The organism is Nocardia aurea, from assembly GCF_003123685.1.
In the GTDB taxonomy this organism is placed as follows: Bacteria; Actinomycetota; Actinomycetes; order Mycobacteriales; family Mycobacteriaceae; genus Nocardia; species Nocardia aurea.
On the sequence record NZ_QCYJ01000021.1, the window covers coordinates 323,827 to 340,863 of the forward strand.

At 67.7% G+C, this 17,037-nt stretch carries 16 protein-coding genes; 5 read left to right on the forward strand and 11 right to left on the reverse strand.

The window, feature by feature from the left end; translation table 11 throughout:
* The first annotated feature begins 78 nt into the window (after positions 1–78).
* Positions 79–384 carry a helix-turn-helix transcriptional regulator gene (locus tag DAT37_RS09120; RefSeq protein ID WP_332873274.1) on the forward strand — a complete coding sequence of 102 codons (306 nt, stop codon included), beginning with the start codon at positions 79–81 and terminating at the stop codon, positions 382–384.
* Between the two features lie 25 nt (positions 385–409).
* On the opposite strand, the gene DAT37_RS09125 is transcribed toward DAT37_RS09120, so the two are convergent.
* Both DAT37_RS09125 and DAT37_RS09130 read right to left on the reverse strand, forming a co-directional pair.
* Complete coding sequence (locus DAT37_RS09125; RefSeq protein ID WP_109524257.1) at positions 410–1,489, reverse strand: YncE family protein; 1,080 nt, start codon at positions 1,487–1,489, stop codon at positions 410–412.
* A gap of 111 nt (positions 1,490–1,600) precedes the next feature.
* The gene (locus tag DAT37_RS09130) at positions 1,601–2,080 is read right to left on the reverse strand and encodes a nuclear transport factor 2 family protein (protein ID WP_109524258.1); all 480 of its coding nucleotides are present in this window, start codon (positions 2,078–2,080) and stop codon (positions 1,601–1,603) included.
* A 174-nt stretch (positions 2,081–2,254) separates the two neighbouring features.
* Between DAT37_RS09130 and DAT37_RS09135 the strand changes: the two genes are divergently transcribed.
* On the forward strand, positions 2,255–2,533 hold the full coding sequence (locus DAT37_RS09135) for a three-helix bundle dimerization domain-containing protein (protein WP_109524259.1): 279 nt from the start codon (positions 2,255–2,257) through the stop codon (positions 2,531–2,533).
* Positions 2,534–2,606: 73 nt separating this feature from the next.
* Here DAT37_RS09135 and hemC read toward each other — a convergent pair whose 3' ends face one another.
* From hemC to DAT37_RS09150, 3 genes are all read right to left on the reverse strand, one after another.
* Complete coding sequence (gene hemC / locus DAT37_RS09140; protein ID WP_109524260.1) at positions 2,607–3,536, reverse strand: hydroxymethylbilane synthase; 930 nt, start codon at positions 3,534–3,536, stop codon at positions 2,607–2,609.
* 210 nt (positions 3,537–3,746) lie between these two features.
* On the reverse strand, positions 3,747–5,462 hold the full coding sequence (locus tag DAT37_RS09145; protein WP_408637382.1) for an FAD-binding dehydrogenase: 1,716 nt from the start codon (positions 5,460–5,462) through the stop codon (positions 3,747–3,749).
* 2 nt (positions 5,463–5,464) lie between these two features.
* Positions 5,465–6,163, reverse strand: a complete 699-nt coding sequence (locus tag DAT37_RS09150; protein WP_109524262.1) for a TetR/AcrR family transcriptional regulator — start codon at positions 6,161–6,163, stop codon at positions 5,465–5,467.
* 309 nt (positions 6,164–6,472) lie between these two features.
* Between DAT37_RS09150 and DAT37_RS09155 the strand changes: the two genes are divergently transcribed.
* Positions 6,473–7,126 (forward strand): cutinase family protein, encoded by a 654-nt coding sequence (locus DAT37_RS09155; RefSeq protein ID WP_109524503.1) that lies wholly within the window; start codon positions 6,473–6,475, stop codon positions 7,124–7,126.
* Positions 7,127–7,205: 79 nt separating this feature from the next.
* On the opposite strand, the gene DAT37_RS09160 is transcribed toward DAT37_RS09155, so the two are convergent.
* Positions 7,206–9,224: an SDR family oxidoreductase gene (locus tag DAT37_RS09160; RefSeq protein WP_109524263.1), complete on the reverse strand. Its 2,019-nt coding sequence runs from the start codon at positions 9,222–9,224 to the stop codon at positions 7,206–7,208.
* 315 nt (positions 9,225–9,539) lie between these two features.
* Positions 9,540–11,237, reverse strand: a complete 1,698-nt coding sequence (locus tag DAT37_RS09165) for a bifunctional metallophosphatase/5'-nucleotidase (protein WP_232839605.1) — start codon at positions 11,235–11,237, stop codon at positions 9,540–9,542.
* A gap of 157 nt (positions 11,238–11,394) precedes the next feature.
* Here DAT37_RS09165 and DAT37_RS09170 point away from each other — a divergent pair, with 157 nt between their 5' ends.
* The gene (locus tag DAT37_RS09170; RefSeq protein ID WP_157978368.1) at positions 11,395–11,871 is read left to right on the forward strand and encodes a hypothetical protein; all 477 of its coding nucleotides are present in this window, start codon (positions 11,395–11,397) and stop codon (positions 11,869–11,871) included.
* On the opposite strand, the gene DAT37_RS09175 is transcribed toward DAT37_RS09170, so the two are convergent.
* From DAT37_RS09175 to DAT37_RS09185, 3 genes are all read right to left on the reverse strand, one after another.
* Positions 11,841–13,169 carry a GNAT family N-acetyltransferase gene (locus tag DAT37_RS09175; protein WP_109524265.1) on the reverse strand — a complete coding sequence of 443 codons (1,329 nt, stop codon included), beginning with the start codon at positions 13,167–13,169 and terminating at the stop codon, positions 11,841–11,843. The genes DAT37_RS09170 and DAT37_RS09175 overlap by 31 nt on opposite strands.
* Before the next feature lie 3 nt (positions 13,170–13,172).
* The gene (locus DAT37_RS09180; RefSeq protein ID WP_109524266.1) at positions 13,173–14,534 is read right to left on the reverse strand and encodes a glycosyl hydrolase family 28-related protein; all 1,362 of its coding nucleotides are present in this window, start codon (positions 14,532–14,534) and stop codon (positions 13,173–13,175) included.
* 167 nt (positions 14,535–14,701) lie between these two features.
* Complete coding sequence (locus DAT37_RS09185) at positions 14,702–15,292, reverse strand: MspA family porin (RefSeq protein ID WP_198654156.1); 591 nt, start codon at positions 15,290–15,292, stop codon at positions 14,702–14,704.
* Between the two features lie 250 nt (positions 15,293–15,542).
* On the opposite strand from DAT37_RS09185, the gene rfbC reads away from it, so the two are divergent.
* Positions 15,543–16,151, forward strand: coding sequence for a dTDP-4-dehydrorhamnose 3,5-epimerase (gene rfbC, locus DAT37_RS09190; protein WP_109524505.1), 609 nt, complete (start codon positions 15,543–15,545; stop codon positions 16,149–16,151).
* Here the strand turns inward: rfbC and DAT37_RS09195 are convergent.
* Positions 16,100–16,882: a glycosyltransferase family protein gene (locus tag DAT37_RS09195; RefSeq protein ID WP_109524268.1), complete on the reverse strand. Its 783-nt coding sequence runs from the start codon at positions 16,880–16,882 to the stop codon at positions 16,100–16,102. The two genes, rfbC and DAT37_RS09195, sit on opposite strands and share 52 nt — an antisense overlap.
* Positions 16,883–17,037: the final 155 nt, after the last annotated feature.

The window sequence follows — 17,037 nt, forward strand, 5'->3', positions numbered from 1 at the left end:
CATTCAGGGAGGTCGGCGCGTGTCGTGATCGGGGAGACCGGTGCCGGACCGAATGTCGACGGAAGAAGGAAGATCATCGTGTCGTTCGTTTCCGCTGTCCCGGAATCAGTGTCGTCGCTGTCGGCCGCGGGTGCCGCCACCCCGCGCCGCCGCCGTATCACCCCGCCGTTGAGCCCGCGGGAGATCGAAGTTCTGCTCGCGTGGATCGCGAGCGATTCCAAAACCGAAGTGTGCCAGAAGCTGTACATCTCCCCGGGGACCGTCAACACCCATCTCGTCCGCATCCGGGACAAGTACGAACGCGCGGGCCGGCCCGCGCCGACCAAGGCCGCGCTGATGGCGCGCGCGCTCCAGGACGGCTACCTGGATCTCGACGAGATCTGACGGGATCCGAGGAAACAGAACGGGGTCAGTGCGAGAAGGCGGCCGAACCCGGCCCGGAGCCGATGCCGATCGGGGTGCCGGCCTGCTGGAAATCGGATGTGCCGAAGGGGATCAGGGTTCCCGGACGCGGATTCGCCTGGAGGAAGGCGGGAAGCACCTCGGTGGCGTCGAATCCGGCGATCGCGGTGGGGACCAGCGGACGTGCCTGCGGCCCGAGACTGCCGACGTACATCTTGGCGCCGTCGGCGGTGAAGCCGACCGAGACCGGAGCGTCGACGGGTACGGTGCCGACCACCCGGTCCGTCGCGATGTCGACGACCTGGACCGCGTCCGAGCCGACGGTGGCGACCAGCAGGCGGGTGCCGTCGGGGCTGATCGCGCCCGCCACGGGCGCGCTGCCCGGTCCGAACGAGATCGCCCCGGTCCGTTGCCAACCGGCGGTGTCGATGACGGACACGTTGTCGCCGAGCACATTCATCGAATAGAGCTTGCGGCCGTCGGGGGAGATCGCGGCGGCGTAGGGGACCGACCCGTCGATCTGGATGCGCTGTCCCAGTTGGAATCCGGACTCCGGGTCGAACGCGGCCGCGGTGGAATCGGCGAACACGGCGTAGACGCGGCTGCCGTCGGGCGCGATGGCGGCCGCGAACGGTATGGCGGGCAACGGCATCGAGCGCAGGAGCGTGTCGGTCTTGGTGCTCAGCACGTCGATGGACGGTCGCGCGGTCAGGATGTACACCTGGTCGCGTACCGGATCCGCGATCGGCTGGGCGAGGCCGTCGGTTCCCGTGATCGGGATACGCGAAGTGACGGTGTTCGATTCGCGATCTATCACGGCGATGTCGTCGGTGCCGACGAACGGCGGATTGAACGCCTGCACGTAGAGCTTGCGGCCGTCGCGCGACGCCGTGACCGACGAGGCGTGCGGGCCCGCGTTCTCGATGCGCTGGACCACGCGGTCCGCGGCGGTGTCGACCACCAGCACGGCGCCCTCGCTCACCACCGGGACATAGGCGAAGGGTCCGGTCCCGTCCGCCGAGGCGTTCGGAGCGAAGATCGTGAGCCCGACCGCGGCCAATGCGACCGCGATAGACCTGAGTGCCATCCCTGGACCTTTCCGTGTCAACCGCAAGAGGTCACTATTGCGTGGAAATGCCACGGCCGCAACAGGTCGTCACCATTCTCTGGGATTTCCTCCAGCTTTTCGCCGTCGCGGTCACCGGTCGGACGAGGCCCACATATTGCTCAACAGTTGGTAACTGGGCGTGTCGGCCAGGGCCTGTGACGATTCATAAACCCGCCGGTAGCCTGTTTCGCTGATACGCCAGCGGCCGTCCTCGTCGCGGCGGTACCGGTCGGTGTAGTACCCGGCGCCCCTGATCAGGACGCCGTATTCGGTCGCGATCACGGTGTCCTCGAAGGCCCAGGAACCGGTGGCGGTATCACCGTCGACGGTGATCTCGGGGTGGTTGGCGATATGGACGGTGACGAGGGAAGGGCCGAGATTCTGCCGCATGAAATCGGTGATGGCCTCGCGTCCGTCCAGCGTCAGCGGTTCGCCGAGCGCGTGGGTGCCGTATCGCCCCGCCGCGTCCTCGGTGAGGGTGTCGGCGAATTCGTCCCACTGTTTGAGGTCGAGAGTCCGGAAATAGCGGTATTTGAGCTGCCGAACAGCTTCCACGGCGGCGAGGTCCATGCCGACAGCGTCGCACGCGATTCGCCGCCGCACAAGAACGTGTTCTAATTCCGCGTTTCGCCGTCCCGTAGCCCGGGTGTAACGGCGGCGAATCGGGTACTCGACATTCGAGCGCGGGCGATCCGAGCCCGGCTCGGCAGATGAGTAATCCATACGGCACGTCGAGGAGCCATCGTGACCGACAGCCCGATCGAACCCGACAACACCCATTCCGACCCGACCCTCGACCAGCAAGCGGCGCTCAGCGCCGCCGTCGAGCGCCTGCGCAGCGAATTCGACGATATCGCGGCCGACGACGATATCGACGCCATGGTGCGCGCCGCGTACGCGCATGTCGCCGATCACGCGAATATCGACAATTTCCTTCCGCTGCTCGCCGAGCGGTACACCCGCGATTTGTTGAAGGCCGCCGACGCGGAACATCACGGCACGAGAACCTCCGCCGAGGTGTAGTCGTCACACGACGATCGCCGGGCACCCCGCGGTGCCCGGCGATACGTGTCTCGGTCCGCCGACGCGGACGGCCTCAGTGCGGAATGGAGTCGATCAGCGCACGCGCGCCCTGGCGCAGCAGATCCGCGCCGACGAAGAAGCCCAGTGCCTGCGGATCCTCCGCGACGCCCCAGTGCATGGCGTCGAGCCAGCGGCTGCCGTCGAGATCGAACACCTTGCCGTGCAGGGTGAGACGGCCGGTGGCATCGGAGGTCGCGTAGCCCGCGATGGGGGAGTTGCAGTGGCCCTGGAGCGCGTGCAGCATCGCCCGTTCGGCGTCGGCGTGCCGGTGGGTGACGGCGTCGTCGAGTCGCGCGCCGAGTTCGAGGAGTTGGGTGTCGTCCTTACGGCACTGCAACGCGATGACGCCCGCGCCGATCGGCGGGAGCATGACGTCCAGACCGAGGGTTTCGGTGATGCGGTGCGCCTGGTTCACCCGGTGCAGGCCGGAGACCGCCGCGATCAGGACATCGATATGACCCTCTTCGAGGCGAGCCAGGCGCGTATTGACATTGCCGCGCAACGGTTTCACCGCCAGGTGCGGATAGTGCAGCCGCAATTGCGCGCTGCGCCGGACCGAACTGGTCCCGACCACCGTGCCCTCCGGCAACTCGCTCAGCGGAGCGCCGGTGCGGGTGATGACCGCGTCGTGCACGTCCTCGCGCGGCAGATACCCGGCGAAGGCGAGTCCCTCGGGCACCGGGATATCGCCCGGGATGTCCTTGAGGCAGTGCACCGCGAGGTCGGCGTCGTCGGCGAGCAGCGCGACATCGATCTCCTTGACGAACGCGCCCTTGCCGCCGAGTTTCGACAGATCGCCCATCCACCGGTCACCCGCGGTGGTCAATTTCACGATCTCGCTGTCCACCCCGAGACCCGCGAGTAGACCCGCGACCTGTTCGGCTTGCGCCAGAGCCATCGGACTTGATCGGGTCGAAATGCGAATAACGCGCCCACGCGACATTCCGGGGACATTACTCCGCCGAGATCGGGGGCGAACAGAGGGGACGCGCGCGCGTCGGTCGTCTCGGCGTTCGTTCGGATCTCCGTGCAGGGGAAACGAGTCGAGGACTGTCGCCTGTGTCACCCTGACCCGCCGCCGCCGTCCGCTGTTCCGGCGGTCCGGAACCGGCCGCGCGCATCCGAACAGACGCCGCGGCCGGACACGTCCGGGTCAGGATGTAGGCGGCACCGAACTCCCGCCGCTCGCGAGCCGGGACGCGAGCGCGCGCCCCGCGGCGCGGCCGGAGAAGATGCAGCCGCCCAGGAACGTGCCCTCGAGCGCGTTGTATCCGTGCACGCCGCCGCCGCCGAATCCCGCGACCTCGCCCGCGGCGTACAGGCCCGCGAACGGTGTGCCGTCCGGGCGAACGACCTGGGAGTCCAGCGTCGTCTGGAGGCCGCCGAGGGTCTTGCGAGTCAGGATATTGAGCCGGACCGCGATCAGTGGGCCGTGTGCCGGATCCAGGATGCGATGCGGTTTGGCCACCCGGCCCGCCTTGTCGCCGAAGTACTGGCGCGCGTTGGTGATCGCCATCAACTGGGCGTCCTTGCTGAACTTGTTGCCGATCTCCCGGTCCCTGGCGACGATCTGCGCTTCGAGCGCGTCGTGATCGAGTCGCGGGCCGCGGGCGATCTTGTTCATGCCGTCGACGAGTTCGCGCAGGGTGTCGGCGACGACGAAATCGACGCCGTGCTGTTTGAACGCCTCGACCGGACCGGGCGCGCCCTTGGCGACGCGGCTCTTCAGGGTGAGTTTGAGATCCTTGCCGGTGATATCGGGATTCTGTTCGGAACCGGAGAGCGCGAACTCCTTCTCGATGATCGACTGGGTGAGCACGAACCACGAGTAGTCGTGGCCGGAGGCGAGGATCTCCTTCATCGTGGCGTTGGTGTCGAATCCGGGGAAACACGGTGCGGGCAGCCGTTTTCCGTTCGCGTCGAACCACAGCGAGGAGGGGCCGGGGATGATGCGGATGGCGTGATCCGGCCAGATCGGATCCCAGTTGACGATGCCTTCGGTGTAGTGCCACATGCGATCTCGATTGACGATCGCGCCGCCCGCGGCCTCGGTGATCCCGAGCATGCGCCCGTCGACGTGGGCGGGCACACCGGAGATCAGCGTCTCGGGGCACGGCCCGAGACGATCGGTCGGCCAGTTCCGGCGGATCAGTTCGTGGTTGTGGCCGATACCGCCGGAGGTGACGACGACCGCCGACGCCCGGAACTCGAATTCACCGACCACCTCGCGCGAGGACGCGACACCGCGCGCGGTATCGGAATCCTCCAGCACACTGCCTTTCACGCCCACCACCGCGTCGTCCTCGACGATCAGCTCGTCGACCCGGTGCCGGAAACTGAATCCGGCCAGACCGCGCTTCTCGGCGTCGAGCACGGGTTCGGCGAAGACGCGCAGCACCTCGGGCCCGGTACCCCAGGTGAGGTGGAAACGCGGCACCGAGTTGCCGTGCCCGTCGGCGAAACCGCCGCCGCGTTCGGCCCAGCCGACCAGCGGTGTCACCCGCAAGCCCAGGGCGTGCAGGTAATCCCGCTTCTCGGTGGCGGCGAACCGGACGTAGGCCCGCGCCCACTGACGGGCCCAGTGATCCTCGTCGTCACGATCGAAGCCCGCCGAGCCGAGCCAATCCTGTAGCGCCAGTTCGTAGGAGTCCTTGATCCCGAGTCGGCGCTGTTCGGGACTGTCGACGAAGAACAGGCCACCCAGCGACCAGAACGCCTGCCCGCCGAGGTTGGCGCGGTTCTCCTGATCGATCAGATGTACCGTGCGGCCCGCCGCGGTGAGTTCGTAGGCCGCGACCAGACCGGCCAGACCCGCGCCGACGACGATGACATCGGCCGTGCGCGCGAATTCGGGACTGCAATTGGTCATGTTCATCCTTCGGTGGTGGTGGGCGGTGTGGTCGTCGCGGGCGCGCTGTACGCCAGGACCACATGTCCGAGCAGGTCGGTACGCGCGCGCCGGATCCGGCTGTCGAGCGGTTCCATGAGTACTTGGATCGCGGTGCCGTCGTGCACGGCGACGATCGCCCGCCCGAGCGCGACCGGATCGGCGACATCGCGCCCGAGTCCGGCCAGCGCCGCGACCACGGTCGGCACGAGTGCGGCCACGATCGCCTCCTCGCGGTCGGCCATCGCGGTGCGCAGGGCGGGGGTCCGCAGGGCGTGCGCGGTGAACTCGGCGCTGATCCGGAACCAGGCCTCGTCGAGCGGCACCGCCTGTTCCAGGCGGCGGATGGCATCGCGCAGGTCGCCGACGCCATCCGCGGCGATGCCGTCGAGCGCGGCGCGCAGATCGTCGAGCATCGCCGCCGAGCGCTGTTCCCAGATGGCGAGGAACAGTTCGTCGAGCGAGGCGAAATTGGAGTAGAAGGCCCCCCGGGTGAAACCCGCGCGATCACAGATCCGCTCGACCGACGCGCGCCCGAAACCCTCCTCGGCGAAGACGTCGTAGGCGGCGGTGAGCAGGCGGTGCCGTGTTTCGCTACGTCTGCGCGTGACGCGGCGCGGTGCACTCCGGGTGGTCGGCGACGACAGGGGCCCTCCTCGAACAAAACGGACATTCCGGTCCATTGGATACAGTTCTGTATTGGATACGGAACTGTATCAGCTCGCGCCGCGCCCGGGTTCGGTTCGGTGGGATTCGGAGGGCGGCGCCACATTCGCCCGACCCCGCGTACGGGCCTTTCACCGGGCCCGGTCGACCTCGTCCTGTAGTGAAATCGCCCTCCGCACAACGATTGAGCGTTGAGCCGGTCTCGCTTCGGTCCGATTCCTTGACGCCGACCGGCGCCGTCCCTACCTTCGCGGATATAGCCGAGTGGCGCTTGTCATCGACAGGCGCCACTCGGCGTCTCACAACGGCGTGAGTGGGTGATCACGATGGCAATCCGACACATCAAATTCTCCGAGAAGTGGCTTCCGGTACGGGCATTCGCGGTGGTGGTCCTGGTGGCGGGGGTGACGAGTCTGGGCGCTACGGCCCTGGCGAACGACTGCGCGGCGGTCGACGTCGTCGTCGCGAGGGGGACCGGGGAACCCGGGTGGCTGGGCAGCGTGGTCGGTGACCCGCTGTACGGCGAACTGGTACAGGCACTTCCGGTCGATTCGACCGCGTACGCGGTGAATTATCCCGCCGACCTGACGGTTCCGTCGTCTGCGGCCGACGGAACGACCGATATGGTGAATCACCTCGTCCGGCAGTCCGAGGACTGCCCGGATCAGCGTTTCGTCCTGGTCGGTTACTCCCAGGGAGCCGCGGTCGTCCACGGCGTTCTCGGTACCGCCCTGGTCGCCTGGATTCCCGGCGTCCACGTCCTTCCGATACATCTCGAATCGAAGGTGGCGGCGGTTCTGCTGTTCGGTGATCCGCTGCGCGCGGTCGGCTGGCGGGTCTCGGATCTCTATCTGTGGCGAACCGGAAATTACTGTGTGAGCGGCGATCCCATCTGCGGTGGTGGCATCGACTTCCGCACACACACCGATTACGGATGGGCATTCGGACCCGCGGCGTGGTTCGCGGCCGAACACGTCTGATCCGCGACCGAGCACGGCGACGCGGGGTGGAGGGCCTGCCCTCCACCCCGCGTCGCCGTGCCGAGGTGAATTCGTTTCGCTACCAGTGCAATCCGGGCACGATTCGCGCCATGCGGGCCGCCGGACCCGGCAACGCCATCAACGGCAGCAGCATCGGGGCGAGTACGCCGAGCGCGGTCCCGGTCGCCGAGGACTTGTCCGCGCTCTCGGCGCGCGGTATCGACGACACCCCGCGCGCGGCATCGGATTCGCCGAACCGACGGAAACCTCGATGCATGATGGACCGCTTCACCGACGGCATGAGCAGGTCGACGGCCTGGGCGAACGTGCCGACGGGGGTGTCGATGCGGTCGGGGCGTTCTTCCAGCGCCCTGACCACGATGGCGGCGGCCCGGTCGGGATCGGGGACGGGCAGCGAGCGGTAGAGGTCGGTCGGCGCGATCATCGGGGTGCGCACCAGCGGCATCCGGATCGAGGTGAATCCGACTCCGGCGTCGCTGTTCTCGACCGCGGCGATCTCACTGAAATTGTCCAGCGCGGATTTGCTCGCCACGTAGGCGGCGAAGCGCGGCACCTTGGTCTGCACCGCGATCGAGGAGATGTTGACGATATGGCCGAAGCGGCGGGCGCGCATGGACGGCAGCAACCCCAGGATCAGGCGGACCGCGCCGAAATAGTTCACGGCCATGGTCCGCTCGAAATCGTGCATCCGGTCGGTGGAGTTCACCACCGACCGCCGGATCGAACGGCCCGCGTTGTTGACCAGATAGTCGATGTGACCGTATTCGGCCAGTACCGTCCCGACGAGGGTGTCGACCGCGTCGGGATCGGTGATGTCGCAGGGGTGGGCGAACGCGCGGCCGCCCTCGTTCCGGATGGATTCGGCTGCCGCGGCGAGATCTTCGACGCCCCGGGCGATCATGACCACGGTCGCGCCGCGCCGTGCCACAGCGTGCGCGGTGGCCAGACCGATACCCGAGGACGCCCCGGTGATGAGGATCGTGCGGTCACGGAACGGGTCGGTGGCCTGGCGCCTGCGGCTCGGGTCGAGATGTTCGCGCCAGTATTGCCACAGGATCGCCGCGTAGCTGTCGAAGGCGGGCACCTCGATTCCGGTACCCCGCAGCAGTGCCCGCGTCGAGTCGGAGACGAATTCGGAGGCGAAGGCGACGTGCGGCGCGACCGAGGCGGGAATTCCGATCTGTTCGAGCAGGAAATCGCGGACGGCGGGAACGCCCGGCAGGTGTGCGAGTCCGCTGAGCGCAGCGGCGCTACCCGGCACCACACCGATTCCGGTGGGTGCTCCCGCCGCCGCGGCGAGCGCGCCGTAGATCGTGTCGAAGGGTTGCGGGGCCGGATCGGTGAGATGGAATGTGCGTCCGTCGAGCCCGTCCCGACCGATCAGTTCCACCATGGCGGCGGCGACGTAATCGACGGGCACGATATTGGTCGCGCCCAGATCGGGAAGCGGAATCGGCAGCTCGGCGGGTAGTCCCGCCATTCTGGCGATGGCGGCGAAGAAATAATAGGGACCGTCGATCTTGTCCATTTCGCCGGTGCGGGAATCGCCGACGATTATCGCGGGACGATAGACGCGCCAGCGCAATCCGGACGATTCACGGACCAATTTCTCGGCGGCGAATTTCGTGCGGTGATACGGCGAGGTCAATTGCTGGCCGAGGTCGAAATCCTCCTCGAAATAGCGACCGCGGTGGTCACCGGCCACCGCCACCGAGGAGACATGGTGCAGGACCGCTTCGGTCTCACGGGCGAGGTCGACCACCGCTCGGGTGCCCGCGACATTCGCGGCGTAGGCGGTGGCCTCGTCGGCGGTCATGTCGTACACCGCGCCGAGATGGATGATGTGGTCGGCGGCCGGAGCCGGGCCGAGCAGACCGAGTCGCTCGGCCGTCAGATCACCGACCAGTGCGAATACGCGTTCGCTACCGCGCCATCCGGTGGCCAGTTCGTGGAATTTCGGCAGCGACCCCGGGCGCACGAGCACATGCACGATCGCCGAGGGGTCACGGTCGAGCAGACCCTGTACCACCCGCTTGCCCAGAAACCCGGTACCGCCTGTCACGATGTGGGAAACCATCGTTCCTCCTGCTGCTCGCTCGAACCCTGTTGTGGCACAACATTGATCCGACATATCGCGGTGTGAATGCGGGAATCAATGATTCGGCACCGCACAGCGATGTGACAGCCGTCGGGCCGAAAGTAGGAACACCTTCGTCCTGACTGATAGGGAACTGTAATGGGTCCGGTTCGGCGGGAGCAAGCCGCGAGGTTCGCGGACGCTGTGTGAATTGTCACCGCTGATCCGATGTGATTTATGTGTGTAACAACAGTTTTCATATACACATCGGAGTTATTGATGCGCCGGTCACATCGGCGCGAACAGAATATCGAATTACTTCTTTTCGACGCGAGGAGTGGGAGCCTGCACGTCGGGGTGGGAGGTCAGGAAGGATTCGAACGCGCCGAGGTCGGTCGGGCCGACGGTCTTGTCGGTGCCTTCGGTGAAGACCGTGAATCCGTCGCCGCCGGAGGCGAGGAAGCTGTTGGTGGTGATCCGGTAGGTCGCGACCGGGTTGAGCGGCTGACCTCCGATGCGAACGCTCGCGGCGACGACCTTCTGATCCTTCGGCGCCGAATCGACGTAGGTGTAGGTGAGGCCCGCCGGGGACAGCACAGTGCTCCTACTTCCGTTGCTCCACTGTTGCTCGAGCAGGCGCAGCACCTGCTGCCCGGTGAGGGTGAGGGTCACGACCTGGTTCCCGAACGGCTGGACCGTGTAGATGTCGCCGTAGGTGATCGGACCCGCTTTCAGGTCGGCGCGGACACCGCCGGGGTTGGTGAACGCCGCGACGGCGGTCGAGGGAGCCGGGGCGGTCGCGCTCAGCATGGAGTCGGCGACCACGCTGCCAAGCGGTGATTCGCCGGACGGGCCGGGATCGTGCGGCAGGGCGACGGCCGTCGTCCCGACCACCCGCGCCGCACGCGGGCGCGCCTGCTCGGCATAGAAATTCACCAGTGCGGTCGCGTTCGCGTCGGGGGTGACCTCGCGGGTGACCACCCGGTTCACCGCCGAGGCCTGCACGCCGTCCGCGCCGAACCGCAGGGTGACATCGGTGATCAGCCTGCCGTAGGACGCGGCCTGGGTGACCACTTTCCCGTCCACCGCGCAGACGTAGGGCTGGTGGGTGTGTCCGGTGAGCACCGCGCGGACCGCGGGGTCGGTGCGGGTGGCGAGTGCGGTGACCTCCGGCCCGACATCGGCGCAGCCGTTGTAGTCGACCGGGCCGGTCCCCGTGGTCTGTTGCGCGCCGCCGTCGTGCACGAGCGCCACGATCGTCTCCGCACCCGCCGCCTTCATCTCGGGGACGTAAGCGTTGATCGCGCTTACCTGGTCGCCGAAGTTGTAGCCCCGGATCCCTTCCGGCATCACGATATTCGCGGTGTCGGCGGTGACGGTGCCGACGACGCCGATCTTGCGCCCGCCGATCTCCACCATCGTCCATGCGCGCAGCGCGGGCGGGAGTTCGCCCGACGCGTCGGTGACATTCGCGGCCAGGAACGGGAATTTCGCGCCGGTGAACGGCTCGCCGGGCGTGCAGCCGTCGGGGGCGCACCCGCCCCGCTGCAATCGCCCCAATTCGATGACGCCGTCGTCGAATTCGTGATTGCCGACCGCCGAGGCGGCGACGCCGACCGTATTCATGAACGCGATGGTCGGCTCATCGTGGAACAGGCCTGATATCGGCGGGCTCGCGCCGATATTGTCGCCCGCCGACACCACCGCGCTGGCGGGATAGGCCGCTTTCAGCCTGGCCAGGTGCGTCGCGAGATACACCGCGCCACCCGCGTCGTATCCCGCGATCTTGCCCGTCGACCCCTGCGGCGGCTCGAGATTGCCGTGCAGGTCGTTGAACCCGAACAGGTGCACCTCGTCCGGTTTCACGCCGACGAGATCATCGGTCGAGATCAGCGGGGCGCCGCCGGAGGTGGTCGCGGGCGACCTCTCGTCGGTGGCGGGAGCGCACCCGGCGAGCATGCCGAGAGCGAGGAATCCGATGACGACACCGGCGATGGAACGGGACTCGCGCATACGCGAGACTTTCCCACGCGTCGGCCGTTCATGCACCGGACGCGGTGTGTCGTTCCGACCAACGTTCGGCGTGCCGCGAACGGTGTGCCGCCGTACAATCGAAGAGTTCGATCACGGGTCCTTCGACGGCCGGTTCGTCGACAGCGAGGTGGTTCCCATGTCGTCGACAACGTATCGGCAGGCGCCGACGGCGGTGCTCGATACGTGGCTGTGCCTGGCGGCCGGAATCCTGTTCGGCGGGGCGGGTACGGCGGTGGTGGTGTCGGCCCTGCTCGCCTACGGCGCGGAGAACGCCGCGAATCTCGATCGGTTCGAGCCCGAATTCGGACTCGTGTTCGGAATCCTGTGGTGCGCGATCGGCGGGGTCGGACTGTGGGCGGCGCGCGAGATCTGGCGCACGACCCCCCGCCTTGTCATCACCGCGGACGGATTGAGCCACTGGCACGGCGGACTGGTGACCGCGTTCGCCTGGTCGGAGATCGAACTGATCCACATCGCGGGCGGGCGCAGGATGACGGTGGTCGCGCGCCATTTCGATCCCTACCGCATCGATACCGCCGACCTGTCCACCTCCGCGGACGCCGTCGCCGACACCATCCGCCGCTACCGGCCCTCCGCGCCGATCGTGCGGTAGAGCCGCCGCGCGGTCCGGGAATCGGGGACGGTCACGGCCCACAGGTCGTGGTCGGCGCGGCGTCCGGTGACGCCGACGAAATCGTGCAAACGCCCCTCCCACTCCATGCCCGCGCGTGCGGCCAGCTCGGCGAACTCGATATCGTCGGGTTCGATCTCGGCGGCGACGCGGATCATGCGCAGGACCGTCAGCGCGTATTCCACGACGAGCCTGATGGCGATCGTGCGGATCCTGCGTATCGAGGGAGGGGGCAGCGTCGGATCGGTCCACGCGAACAGCCGGGCGTGCCGGTTGAACATATCGGCCTCGAACAGGCGCACCTCGCCGACGAACGCGCCGTCGTCCTCGATCGCGAGCACCAGGTCGGGCGGGGGAGTGTCGCGCCGGGGCCGCGCCCGCCCGAAGGTCCATCCCCTCGGACGTCCCGTACCGGCGCCGGCGGGCCGCCACCGGGCCGCCCCGGTGGCGAGATCGGCGTGTTCGGGACTGCGCACCACCAGACCGGGATGGCGCGGGTCGGTGAGCCGGATGCGCTGCGCGTACCACAGCGGGTCGGCCGAACGCAGAACCCGGCCCGCGTGATACCTGGCGATCGCGACGAGTACCTCGGTGTGGCGTGGCGGCCGGATATCCGGCAGTTCCGGTGGCGGCTCGCTGCGCGGCGGCCGTCCGGAGCGGTGCCGGATCCAGTACTCGGTCAGACCTTCTCGCGGGGCGGTCCGGTCGGTGATGGCCCACAGTTCGTGATCCTGCGGTGCGCCGCCCGCGTCGAAGTACCTCGCCATGAGCGCTTCGCGGCGGAAGCCGAGCCGCTGCGCTCCGGCCCCGGTCGCGACATTCGCCGGTGAGATCGGCGCGGTGATCCGCCGTAGACCCGCCGTGCCGAACGCGAAATCCACGATCAACGCCGTCGCCAGTGCCGCGATGCCGTGGCGCGCCAGTTGCGAGGACATCCAGAGCCCGAGTTCGGCGCTGCCGGAAACGAAATCGATGTGGGCCAGTTCGACCTGCCCGGCCAGCAGGCCGTCGACCTCGATCACCAGCCCGAGTCTGCGTGCCGCACGCTCGCCCGCTCGGCCCGCGAGATATTCGTGGATCCAGTGTCGCGGGGTGTGCCGCGCGGGCCAGTCCAGCGGCGAACTCGACCAGAACGGTTCGATCCGGTGACGGTCGTACAGGCGCAATTGCCGCCACCGGGAGTAGTCATCGATCCGCGGCGGCCGCAGGACGATGGTAGCGCCGTGCAGGGTGACCGGACCGAGCCTGACCCGTGACAGGGTGGTCGGATGGTCGGGCACGGCTCACCCCTTGGGTCGCTGGCGTCCCAGCGGGGAGGTGCGGACGGCGCCATCGGTGGAGACGGTCAGCCGCCAGTAGCCGCCGTCGTTGTCCTTGAGCACGACCCCGCCTTCGGGCCGGTCGGAAAGCCACGCTCCACTGGATAGTACGGCCGATCGCACATCGCCGTCGGGTCCCTGGGCCTGCATGATGTCGGCGTCGCCGCGTCCGGCCCTGCCGACGATCGTGCCCTCGAAGCGCGGTGCGCGCATGCTGCCCCGCCCGAGCACGTGCCAGCGGTCGGGGAACTGTCCCGGCGCGAAATCCTCTCCGGCACTGGAGATCAGGTTGACGGCCGTGCCCTCGGGGCAGCCCGCCGGATCGATCCGCAGTTCGATCGGAGGCCGTTCCAGATCCGGATCGAACACGACGTTGGCGAGGTAGGGCTGACGGCAGTACACCAGGTCGATCGCGACCGAACGGGCCGCGACCTTGCAGTTGACCATGCCGAACTGGGCGGGCCCGCCGCGCTCGCGGTCGCCGACCGACACCGCGATATCGGCGCCCTCGAACCAGACATTGGTCAACCACCAGTCGTTGGCGGCCCCGTCGATGGCGAGGTGTTTGTCGGTGGTCTTCGGGTCGTGGTCGGAGACGAATTCGACATTGGTCAGCGCCAGACCCGCGTTGTGATCGTTGCCGGTGCCGAGGACGCCGATGAAATTGCTGGTGAGTTTGGACGAGGTCACATAGTTCTGGATGCACGAGGTGGTGATGCCGACACCGAAATTGTTGATATCGCAGTTGATGAACGCGGTGCCGCCGGTGTTGCCCTCGAGCACCACGCCGCGCTGGGCGAGGAACTGCGGGTGATTGCTGCTCAGATGGTTGCCCCGGATCACCACCGCGTCGAAGGAACACCGGAAACATTCGGTGAGGACGACGGCGGTGGAGCGCGGGCCCGACATGTAGATCCCGAGCCGGGAGAACCGCACCCTGCTGCGATTGCGCAACGAGATCAGCGTGGTGTCGGTCTCGCAGACCAGCGTCGAGATGTCGGGGCCGTCGCCGAGCACCGTGGCGAAGTCGGGCAGTTCGGGGAAGGACGTCACCCGGTAGTGGCCCGCGGGCAGGTAGAGCACCGGGGGGCCTTCGGACGCGGCGACCGCGGCGGCGATCGCGGCGGTGTCGTCGGCGAGGCCGTCACCGACGGCGCCGAAATCGCGCACATTGCGTGCCGCGGGCGCGTCGGTCACCGTGGGGGAGCGGAACTCGGTATCCGGTTGCTCCTGCTCGGCGGTCGCGCACGCGGCCAGTGGCAGCACGGCGGCGGCGCCGAGGGAAACGGCCAGCAGTCGTCGTCGACGGATGGCGTCATCGGTCATTGTGCAGTCTCCCGACCAGTATCGCAGGCCCCTTCCCGGGTTCCGTACGCTACCGCGTCGATCCGGGCACGCTGCGCGGAGGCCGCGCGGCGCGTGCCTCGTCGACGGTTCGCCCTCACCCGAGAACGCCGTTTCGGACGTGAAAACCGGGCGAGGGCGTAGCCGGATCAGAGGGTCCAGGGCTTGCCGTAGGTGATCACGGTGTCACCGTCGGCGCTCACGAGCTTGACGAACGGCCGGATATTGGTCTGGCCGAGCACGCCGGTGATGGTCGCGTGGAATCCGGACAGCCGGATGAAGCCCTCGGTGCCCGAGACGTCCCCGCCCGCGCATTCGATGGTCTGGATGCCGGGGCCGAAACCCGCCTCGAGCTGTACGCCCGCCTTCGGGATCAGGCTGTCGATCTTCAGCACGCCGATATCGGCGCCACCGAGATCCACACCGAGGCCGGGGGTGGAGTACTCGAATTTGATCTTTCCGCCCACCGTCGCCGGGTAGCCGACCTGGTAGCCGAAGGTGATGTGGCCCTTCCAGTCCTTCGCGTCGGGACCGGAGACCTTGAAGCCCGCCGACCCGTTGTGGAACCACTCCCTGGTCAACGGATTGCTGTCGAGCGGCGGCACGGAATCGATCGTGGTGTCGGCCTGGATCGCCTCGACCGTGCGCTGGGCCCGGTCGACGATGGAACTGCTGTTGTCGACCGCCGCGGCGGCCGATCCGTTTCCGAATGCCAGCCCCGCGGCGACGATCGAGGCCATGGTCAGAACTCGTACGCTCCGGGATCGGAGCCGGGTGGTTTCCCTCATCAGATTTCTCTCTTTTTCCGGACTGTGTGCTGCGTCACCATCGGCAAATTCGATGCGGCGCAGCGAGTTCAAACTAGCCGATCGACCCCCGTTCCGGCCGGTCGAGTCCGACAATGACCGCTGGGGGCGCGCGCTGGGCCGAAGGCCGGTGCGGGACGATTCGGACATAGCGGCACCCGGTCGTTCGTGGCACGATGACGCGGTGCGTATCGAGCAGACGGAGCTCGCCGACGTCCTGCTGCTGATACCGCAGCCATTCAGGGACGATCGGGGCCTGTTCACGAGGACTTTCGACGTGGAGATCTTCGAGGAGTACCTCGGCGTGCCCGGTGCGGGCGCCGCCTTCCTCCAGGATTCCCAGTCCCGTTCGGGCCGGGGTGTGGTGCGGGGTATGCACGGCAGGCGCGGGCGCGGCGAGGCCAAACTGGTGCGGTGCGCCCACGGCGCGGTGTTCGACGTGCTGGTCGACATCCGTCCCGGATCGCCGAGTTTCGGTCGGCAGCAGGCGTTCCGTCTCGATGACGCCGAGTTCCACCACCTGTACGTGCCGCCGGGGTTCCTGCACGGATTCCAGGCGCTCACCACCACGGCCGACGTGTGCTACCGCATCGATCGGCCGCACGACCCCGCCGAGGATATCGGCGTCGCCTACGACGATCCGGATCTCGGGATCGAATGGCCGCTGCCGGTCAGCGTCGTCTCGCCGCGCGACGCGTCCGCCGGGAGTTGGGAGCAGGTGCTGCGGATGGTGTGGCAGGGTCACCGGGGCGCCGACTCCCAGACCATCCACGGCCGCTCGCCGCTGTGGTAGGCCGCGTCGAGTTCGGCGCGTTCCTTGAAGGTGTCGGCGGGCTTCCAGAACCCCTGGTGCCGATAGCCGAAGAGTCTGCCCTGCCCGGCGAGCGCGCCGCAGGCGTCGGCGACGAGATCACCGCCCGGTGGCAGTAGGTCGAAGATCTCGCGGGTGAGGACGAAGTATCCGCCGTTCTCCCACAGCGGCATGCGCGAGATCGGCATGATCTCCTTGACCTCGCCGGTCGGCGTGAGATCGACGCAGTGGAACGACTGCTGTGGTGGCACCACCAGCATCGACGCGGCCGCGCCGGAGGCGGTGAACTGCTCGATCATGGTGTCGAGGGGCGCGTCGGTGAGCACGTCGGCGTAGTTGGCCAGGAAGACCTCGTCCGCGCCGAGATGCCCGCGCACCCGGCGCAGTCGCTCCCCGATGGCCGATTCGAGTCCGGTGTCGACGAAGGTGATCGACCAGTCGGCGATATCCTCGCTCAGCAGTTCCACCCGGCCGTCGCGCAGCACGAAATCGTTGGAGACCGATTCCTGGTAGGTGAGGAAGTAGTTCTTCACGTGCGCGGCGCCGTATCCGAGGCACAGGATGAAATCGGTGTGGCCGTAATGCGCGTAGTACCGCATCACATGCCAGATCAGCGGTCGATTGCCGACCATCTGCATGGGCTTGGGCACCACGTCGTCGGAGCCCTCCCGCATCCGCATGCCGTACCCGCCGCAGAACAGCACGACCTTCATCGGGTTACCTCCCTGTGTCCGATATGTGAATCTACCGCGCCGGAGGGGATTTCGATCGCCCGAAAAGCTGGCGGCTTGCGCACCGCCGCACCGCCCCGCGCGCGGTGGTTCATAGCGATCCGACATCGCCGACGTCGGGGGGTCGGCCGACGAGG

Coding starts and splice junctions, on each gene's coding strand:
- DAT37_RS09125 (WP_109524257.1), bottom strand. CDS start 1,489: ATGGCACTCAGGTCTATCGCGGTCGCATTGGCCGCGGTCGGGCTCACG.
- DAT37_RS09130 (WP_109524258.1), bottom strand. CDS start 2,080: ATGGACCTCGCCGCCGTGGAAGCTGTTCGGCAGCTCAAATACCGCTAT.
- hemC (WP_109524260.1), bottom strand. CDS start 3,536: ATGTCGCGTGGGCGCGTTATTCGCATTTCGACCCGATCAAGTCCGATG.
- DAT37_RS09145 (WP_408637382.1), bottom strand. CDS start 5,462: ATGACCAATTGCAGTCCCGAATTCGCGCGCACGGCCGATGTCATCGTC.
- DAT37_RS09150 (WP_109524262.1), bottom strand. CDS start 6,163: ATGGACCGGAATGTCCGTTTTGTTCGAGGAGGGCCCCTGTCGTCGCCG.
- DAT37_RS09155 (WP_109524503.1), top strand. CDS start 6,473: ATGGCAATCCGACACATCAAATTCTCCGAGAAGTGGCTTCCGGTACGG.
- DAT37_RS09160 (WP_109524263.1), bottom strand. CDS start 9,224: ATGGTTTCCCACATCGTGACAGGCGGTACCGGGTTTCTGGGCAAGCGG.
- DAT37_RS09165 (WP_232839605.1), bottom strand. CDS start 11,237: ATGCGCGAGTCCCGTTCCATCGCCGGTGTCGTCATCGGATTCCTCGCT.
- DAT37_RS09170 (WP_157978368.1), top strand. CDS start 11,395: ATGTCGTCGACAACGTATCGGCAGGCGCCGACGGCGGTGCTCGATACG.
- DAT37_RS09180 (WP_109524266.1), bottom strand. CDS start 14,534: ATGACCGATGACGCCATCCGTCGACGACGACTGCTGGCCGTTTCCCTC.
- DAT37_RS09185 (WP_198654156.1), bottom strand. CDS start 15,292: ATGGCCTCGATCGTCGCCGCGGGGCTGGCATTCGGAAACGGATCGGCC.
- DAT37_RS09195 (WP_109524268.1), bottom strand. CDS start 16,882: ATGAAGGTCGTGCTGTTCTGCGGCGGGTACGGCATGCGGATGCGGGAG.